Origin of the sequence: Macrococcus lamae (genome assembly GCF_004359545.1) — a bacterium.
Classification (GTDB): Bacteria; Bacillota; Bacilli; order Staphylococcales; family Staphylococcaceae; genus Macrococcus; species Macrococcus lamae.
In genome coordinates this window covers 22,537-28,827 of record NZ_SCWB01000020.1, presented here as the reverse complement: position 1 = coordinate 28,827, position 6,291 = coordinate 22,537, and the positions used below count along the sequence as shown (strand labels likewise).

General features: G+C 39.9%; 8 protein-coding genes. 6 read left to right on the top strand and 2 right to left on the bottom strand.

Annotated elements, in window-relative coordinates; translation table 11 throughout:
• Positions 1 to 326: 326 nt before the first annotated feature.
• Complete coding sequence (locus tag ERX29_RS10105; RefSeq protein WP_133444552.1) at positions 327 to 1,016, top strand: DUF4097 family beta strand repeat-containing protein; 690 nt, start codon at positions 327 to 329, stop codon at positions 1,014 to 1,016.
• A gap of 58 nt (positions 1,017 to 1,074) precedes the next feature.
• Here the strand turns inward: ERX29_RS10105 and ERX29_RS10100 are convergent, their stop codons facing one another.
• Positions 1,075 to 2,025, bottom strand: coding sequence for an FUSC family protein (locus ERX29_RS10100; RefSeq protein ID WP_243720039.1), 951 nt, complete (start codon positions 2,023 to 2,025; stop codon positions 1,075 to 1,077).
• Positions 2,026 to 2,109: 84 nt separating this feature from the next.
• On the opposite strand from ERX29_RS10100, the gene map reads away from it, so the two are divergent.
• From map to ERX29_RS10075, 5 genes are all read left to right on the top strand, one after another.
• Positions 2,110 to 2,868: a type I methionyl aminopeptidase gene (map, locus tag ERX29_RS10095; RefSeq protein ID WP_133444550.1), complete on the top strand. Its 759-nt coding sequence runs from the start codon at positions 2,110 to 2,112 to the stop codon at positions 2,866 to 2,868.
• 85 nt (positions 2,869 to 2,953) lie between these two features.
• Entirely contained in the window at positions 2,954 to 3,328 is a 375-nt protein-coding gene (locus tag ERX29_RS10090; protein WP_133444549.1) for a hypothetical protein, read from the top strand.
• Positions 3,325 to 4,020: a cell wall-active antibiotics response protein LiaF gene (gene liaF / locus ERX29_RS10085; RefSeq protein WP_133444548.1), complete on the top strand. Its 696-nt coding sequence runs from the start codon at positions 3,325 to 3,327 to the stop codon at positions 4,018 to 4,020. Before ERX29_RS10090 ends, liaF begins: the two co-directional genes overlap by 4 nt.
• A complete protein-coding gene (locus ERX29_RS10080) occupies positions 4,017 to 5,042 on the top strand; it encodes a sensor histidine kinase (protein WP_133444547.1) in 1,026 nt (341 codons plus the stop codon). The genes liaF and ERX29_RS10080 overlap by 4 nt, the downstream gene beginning before the upstream one ends.
• Positions 5,039 to 5,665 (top strand): response regulator transcription factor, encoded by a 627-nt coding sequence (locus ERX29_RS10075; protein ID WP_133444546.1) that lies wholly within the window; start codon positions 5,039 to 5,041, stop codon positions 5,663 to 5,665. The genes ERX29_RS10080 and ERX29_RS10075 overlap by 4 nt, the downstream gene beginning before the upstream one ends.
• Positions 5,666 to 5,717: 52 nt before the next feature.
• On the opposite strand, the gene ERX29_RS10070 is transcribed toward ERX29_RS10075, so the two are convergent.
• Complete coding sequence (locus tag ERX29_RS10070; protein ID WP_133444545.1) at positions 5,718 to 6,290, bottom strand: beta-class carbonic anhydrase; 573 nt, start codon at positions 6,288 to 6,290, stop codon at positions 5,718 to 5,720.
• Between the last annotated feature and the right edge of the window lies 1 nt (position 6,291).

The following is a 6,291-nucleotide window of genomic DNA, read 5'->3' as shown; positions in this document are numbered from 1 at the left end:
CAGCAGCAGCTTGATGAAAGCACAGGTATTCAGTTTCTTTGTATAGTGATCCAAGTTCAGATATCTTACATGTGCAGAAACTTTTTTAAAATCTATAGGTAAAATCCATTGTTCAAATGATGATTTTCTAGTAAACTTATCCATAGCTTGTTCCTTTATTTCGGAATTTGGATGAGTATTACTACCTCCAACCATTATAAAGGAATTTTTTTATACAGAAAATAAAATTTTAGAATATTCAATTTAAAACCGCAGGTTGAAATACTTTTATGCAACACTAGTGATTATGGATAGGTTCTATATTGCTTTTGATCGGAAGTATAGGGATGTTTTTCACAAGATCACAGGCAGTTGTCAACCATACTGGAACATATCATCACGAGGAGACATTGGATAAAACCTTTAATAACATTGATATCAATATGGCACTCGGTGATGTTGAAATTAAAGAAAACAATGACAGCAGTACCCGAATTGAAATTCAGCATGCGAAATCTGAAAAAACTTTTCAATATAAAGTAGAAGATCAGACGCTCAAAGTTCATAATGATAATAAACTTCATAAATTTAATTTCAATTTCGGGATGTCTGACGACAATGAAGGTAAGTTGATCATTTACCTGCCTAAGAAGACATATGATAAGCTGGATATAAGTTCAGATGTCGCACAAATTGATATTCAGTCAATCAACGTTAAATCAGCAGATCTTAACGTTGATGTAGGAGAAATAAATGTAGAAGAGCTAAAAACAGAAACTATTGATTTTTCAGTGGATACAGGTGAGATTAATCTTAAAGGATTAGAAAAAGCGACAACTATTAATGGTACCGTCAATATTGGTGAAGCGAATTTCATTTATGTCGAACGTCCTGACAACGTCACTTTTAATATCGATACTGATATTGGCGATGTTAATATGAATGGCATCGCTGAGGACAATGGTGTAATAGGTAAAGGTACTGCTAAAGTCAACGTCAAAGTAGATACAGGTGATGTTGAAGTAGATGTAAAGTAATAGCTATATACTGATTTTAATGACTTCTAGAACATTTGAAAGACCACTAGTTTGTAATCTAGTGGTCTTTCATCAGTTTCTGTATCATCAGCAGCTCATAGATATAATGACTTTTCAGCTGGTTGTCATCGAACTCATTCAGGTGTTTGACGCTTGATTTGAATGTTGAGAGTGCGGGTCTTGGGATGGGTTTTTGTTGTTCCGTTGCTTCTAGTATTTGCACGTATGCTTCTCGTTCGTCCATTGTGAAGTCGAAGTACTGGTCGTCAGGCAGGTAGATCATGTTGGACAGGTGCAGGATGATCAGCTGGTCAATCTGCAGTTGTTTCTCAAGATCAGTCATCGAGCGTTTGCGATTTAAATCTTTATGGTACTGGTATTCCTCATGTTCGTACTTGATCAACTGGTGTGCTCTGCTGACTTTGGTGTTGATGGCTTCTAATTGCTTAATACTTGCTGTTGACTGAAAGTTGCCGATCAGCACTTCTTTGCTGCGCTGTATGAAGAGGTTTAGTGTATCGCGTTCTATAGTACTGATGAGCTCCTGTATTTGATGCTGATATTTCGGCGGAAGGACGAGGTAGTTCACCAGTCCTGCTGTTGTGAGTCCAATTGTTGTTGTCGCAAGTCTCGAAAAGAAGTTGTAAGCGAAGGCATCGTGTATATTCGGTACCATGGCGACCGCTGTCAAGCTTGCAACGAGCATGCCGTCAAAGAGTTTCAGCTGATGACAGACGACGATTGTCAGTGTCGCTGCAATGCTGTATGCCAGTGGCGAGTCTCCGAGAAAAAAGGTGCTCATCACAGCGATGAAGGCTCCGAGTATGGAGGCTGGAAATCGGATATAAGCTTTTTTCAGCGATGCTTTCGCGGTCGGTTCAATCGAAACGATGGATGTGATGACTGCGAATATTGCAGGGAGCGTCAGCATCTGACAGATGAGTGCCGTCAAAAATGTCGCAAGTCCTGTTTTGATGATGCGCGGTCCGAGTAGATGTTTGAAGTTCATTGAGACCATCCTGTTTTTAAATTTAGTATACCATTAAATATTTGTTATAATATAGAGAGACAACTATATGAAAGAAGAGATTATATGATTATTAAATCAAACGAGGAACTCGAAAAATTAAAGGCAATCGGTCAGATTGTCGCAGAAATCAGAGATACGTTGAAGGAAAAAACAGTTCCAGGAATGACGACTAAGGAACTTGATAATATTGCAGGAGAACTATTTGATAAACTTGGCGCTAAATCTGCACCAATTACTGAGTATGATTTTCCCGGCTACACGTGCATCAGTGTCAACGAAGAAGTAGCACATGGTATTCCTGGCAGCCGCGTGATCAATGACGGAGATCTTGTGAACGTCGATGTGTCAGGCTGTAAGGATGGATTTTACGCAGACACAGGTATTTCATTCGTTGTCGGTGAAAGTGCTGATCCTCTGAAACAGAAAGTGGTGGATGTGGCTTTAATGGCTTTTGAAGAAGCGATGAAGAAAGTGAAGCCTGGCACGAAGCTCAGTCAGATCGGTCGTGCGGTCAATACGACTGCTAAGAAGAATGACGTTACAGTTATTAAGAATCTGACTGGCCACGGTATCGGCAGAAGCCTGCACGAAGATCCGAAACATATTTTGAATTACTATGATCCATTTGAGAAAGATCTGCTGAAAGAAGGAATGGTGCTCGCTGTCGAACCGTTTATCTCTTCTAAAGCGACATTAGTGACAGATGGTAAAGATGAATGGGCATTTGAAACGAGCGACAACAGCTATGTTGCTCAGATTGAACATACAATCGTCGTGACTGAGAATGGTGCATTACTGCTCACTGATCGTCCCTCCGACTAAAGTATGAGAAAATAATCGTTCCTGAGACGTTTTACAGCCTCAGGAACTTTTTTTATAATAGGATGAATCGTGAGGAGATGTTTATATGAAACGTTTGAAGTCCTATTTGAACCAGACAGTGAAGAAGAGTATCAGACAAAGTCTCTATATTAAACTGAAAGAACTCCAGCAGAAAATGACTGACTTGAATGTTTTAAAAGCCTTAAAGTCTAAAGAACATGAACGACTGATTGAAGTGTATGACAGCCAGCAGTTTAAATTGACTGTCATTGATTCTGAAGATGGCAGTACTCGTGATTTCCGGTCGAACCGGTATGCGACACTTAATGCACTCAATCAGATTGATGACGAACTCAGAGAAATCGAAGCATCTCTTCAGATGATTGAGCATATGAAAGAAGAGACGCAATATGAGATAATGATGATTAGAAAATTGAAAGGGAAAGAAGTGAGTACGTGAAGCAATTAGTTTCTACAGAAATATTAATCAGCTTTTTAATACTGCTATTACTTTCTAACTTGTACTATATATTCTTTGTAAAGACAGGAATGCTGCTCGTACTAGTACTTGGGGCGCTGCTGATTTATATCAGTCAGTATTTCAGAAAAAAATTACGTGGGCTGGTTCTGTTCTGGTCTGGTTTAAGTCTCGTGCTGTTCGGAATGCTGTCCAATCCCTATACTTTAATTTTACTGTTCAGCTTTCTTGTCATTCTTGCAGTACGTTATTTGATAACGCGCAGAAAGCCTGTGCATGTCATTGTCACAGCAGATCAGGACGTACATGTCTACAGTCAGAAGTGGTTCAACACACAGGAGACGCCTAAGGAAGTGTACCGCTTTGATGACATACATCTTCAACACGCTGTAGGGGATGTGACGATTGATCTGACAAACGCTGCTAATCTTCAGCAGGAAAACTTGATCGTAGTGAATCACCTGGTCGGGAAGACGACTATTATTGTTCCGCATCATTATCAGACGAAGACTGATTATTCAGCGTTGTACGGACAGCTGAAAGTGAATCATGAATTTACAAGACGAGCTAAAAATGAACGATTGACTTATCTTTCCGAGGACTATCATAATGGCATCTTAATTAAGATCATCGTGTCTTCTATTGTTGGGGATCTGGAGGTCGTTCATCGATGAATAACTATACGCGCATGATTGGTGTCATGCTCATTCTCGTTTATTCTCTTGTCTTTATCTTTTACATTCTGGACCGTATCTTTACGAATATCATTTATTTTCAAGGGATGCTTTACACACAGATTATCGGAGTGCCGGCATTTCTCTTTCTGAATATCGTTGTCATTCTGGCATGTATTATCATGGGATCACTTGCTGCCTATAAGCAGAATGCGCAGCTGTCATGGGTCAAAGGGCAGATGGAAGCGATTGACTATGGCGAATCACTTGATGACAATGAAGAGATAATCATGCAGCCGGAAATTAATGAGCTATATCAGACGATTGTCAGACTGAATGATACCGTCAGAACAGTGAAACATCAGAATCAGCTTGTAACAACAGGTGTCAATGAACAAATTGTCAAAAAAATCGTCGAGGAAGAACGGCAGCGCCTTGCTCGTGATCTTCATGATTCTGTCAGTCAGCAGTTGTTTGCAGCAAGTATGATGCTGTCAGCGATTAAAAATCATCCGCTTGAAGAACAGGCAGCAAAGCAAGTATCGATTCTTGAGAACATGCTGCACGAGGCTCAGCTTGAAATGCGCGCGTTGCTGCTTCACTTAAGGCCGCTTGCGCTGCAGAATAAGTCTCTTGGAGCTGGAATCCGTGACTTGATAGCAGATCTTAAGAAAAAAATTCCTTTGGACATCAAAATGGATATTGAAGATATCAACTTGCCAAAAGGTGTAGAAGATCATCTGTTCAGAATTACTCAGGAGGCAGTATCCAATACGCTCAGACATGCTGTGGCCGGTTGTTTAACAATTGAGTTATTCAAAGTGAGTGATACTGTCATACTCCGGATATCCGATGACGGTAAAGGTTTTAATATGGCTAAGCGCGATGAATCAAGATACGGTATCAACACGATGAAAGAACGGGCGCTCGAGATTGGTGGTATCTGTCAGATTATCTCAGCAGAAGATAGTGGAACGAGAATAGAAGTGAAAGTTCCATATACAGGAGGAGAAACATCATGAGAGTGTTGTTTGTAGATGACCACGAAATGGTCAGAATCGGTATATCAAGTTTTTTATCGACACAGCCGGATATTGAAATAGTCGGCGAAGCAAGTGACGGCGTAGAAGGCATAGAAAAAGCAGAATCATTGAATCCAGATGTTATATTGATGGATATGGTGATGGAAAAAATGAACGGCATTGAGGCGACTACTATTATTAAAAGTAGAATGCCGCATATAAAGGTTATCATGCTGACAAGTTTTATTGATGACAAAGAAGTCTATGCTGCTATTGATGCAGGAGTAGACAGCTACATATTAAAGACGTCAAGCGCTGATACAATCGCTGAAGCGGTCCGTAAGACATTTAACGAAGAATCGGTGTTTGAAACAGAAGTCATGACGAAAATGCGCAACCGGATCAGTCATAAAGCAGAGCTGCATGAAATGCTGACAGAGCGTGAAATGGAAATTCTCATGCTGATTGCTAAAGGCTATTCGAACCAGGAAATCGCAGATGCCAGTCATATTACGATCAAGACGGTTAAAACTCATGTCAGCAACATCTTAAGTAAACTAGAAGTACAGGATAGAACTCAAGCTGTAATCTATGCGTTCAAGCACCATCTTATTGCTCAGTAAAGCAAGCTCCAAAAATAAAAAGCCGAGGCATCTGCATTGGCTTTTTATCCGATTATTGAGTTACTTTATCATAACCATTCTGAATCAGTTCTAGTTCTCCGGTATTCGGATCAATGACTAATCCATGAACAGGGACTGACTTATCAAATAGCGGATGATTGTATACAAGATCAATATTATTACTTACGTTTTCTCTCACATCTTTGAAGCCTTCAAGAAAATGATGGATATCTATTCCAGAGTGTTCTAAAGTATGCAGTACTTCTTCTTTAACTCCACGCGATTTCATCGTGTTCAGTACTGATTCCACGTCAAGGTTACCCATCCCGCAGTCTTTGTGCCCCATAATAATAATTTCTTCGGCACCTAAAGCATAGATACCTACTAACAAGCTGCGCATTGTTGCGCCATACGGGTGGGTGATAGTAGCGCCGGCATTTTTCACAATTTTAATATCACCATTTTTAAAGCCGAGTGCTTTAGAAGAAAGTTCCACTAGTCGTGTGTCCATACACGTTAACACAACTGCTTTCATGGAAGGAACTTTAGAAGTCTGAAATCCTTCATAGTCTTTGTCTGCTACAAATTGTCTGTTATATGAGAGTACGTCATCAAGTAATGTCATT

Coding starts and splice junctions, on each gene's coding strand:
- ERX29_RS10090 (WP_133444549.1), top strand. CDS start 2,954: ATGAAACGTTTGAAGTCCTATTTGAACCAGACAGTGAAGAAGAGTATC.
- map (WP_133444550.1), top strand. CDS start 2,110: ATGATTATTAAATCAAACGAGGAACTCGAAAAATTAAAGGCAATCGGT.
- ERX29_RS10070 (WP_133444545.1), bottom strand. CDS start 6,290: ATGACATTACTTGATGACGTACTCTCATATAACAGACAATTTGTAGCA.
- ERX29_RS10080 (WP_133444547.1), top strand. CDS start 4,017: ATGAATAACTATACGCGCATGATTGGTGTCATGCTCATTCTCGTTTAT.
- ERX29_RS10105 (WP_133444552.1), top strand. CDS start 327: ATGTTTTTCACAAGATCACAGGCAGTTGTCAACCATACTGGAACATAT.
- ERX29_RS10100 (WP_243720039.1), bottom strand. CDS start 2,025: ATGAACTTCAAACATCTACTCGGACCGCGCATCATCAAAACAGGACTT.
- ERX29_RS10075 (WP_133444546.1), top strand. CDS start 5,039: ATGAGAGTGTTGTTTGTAGATGACCACGAAATGGTCAGAATCGGTATA.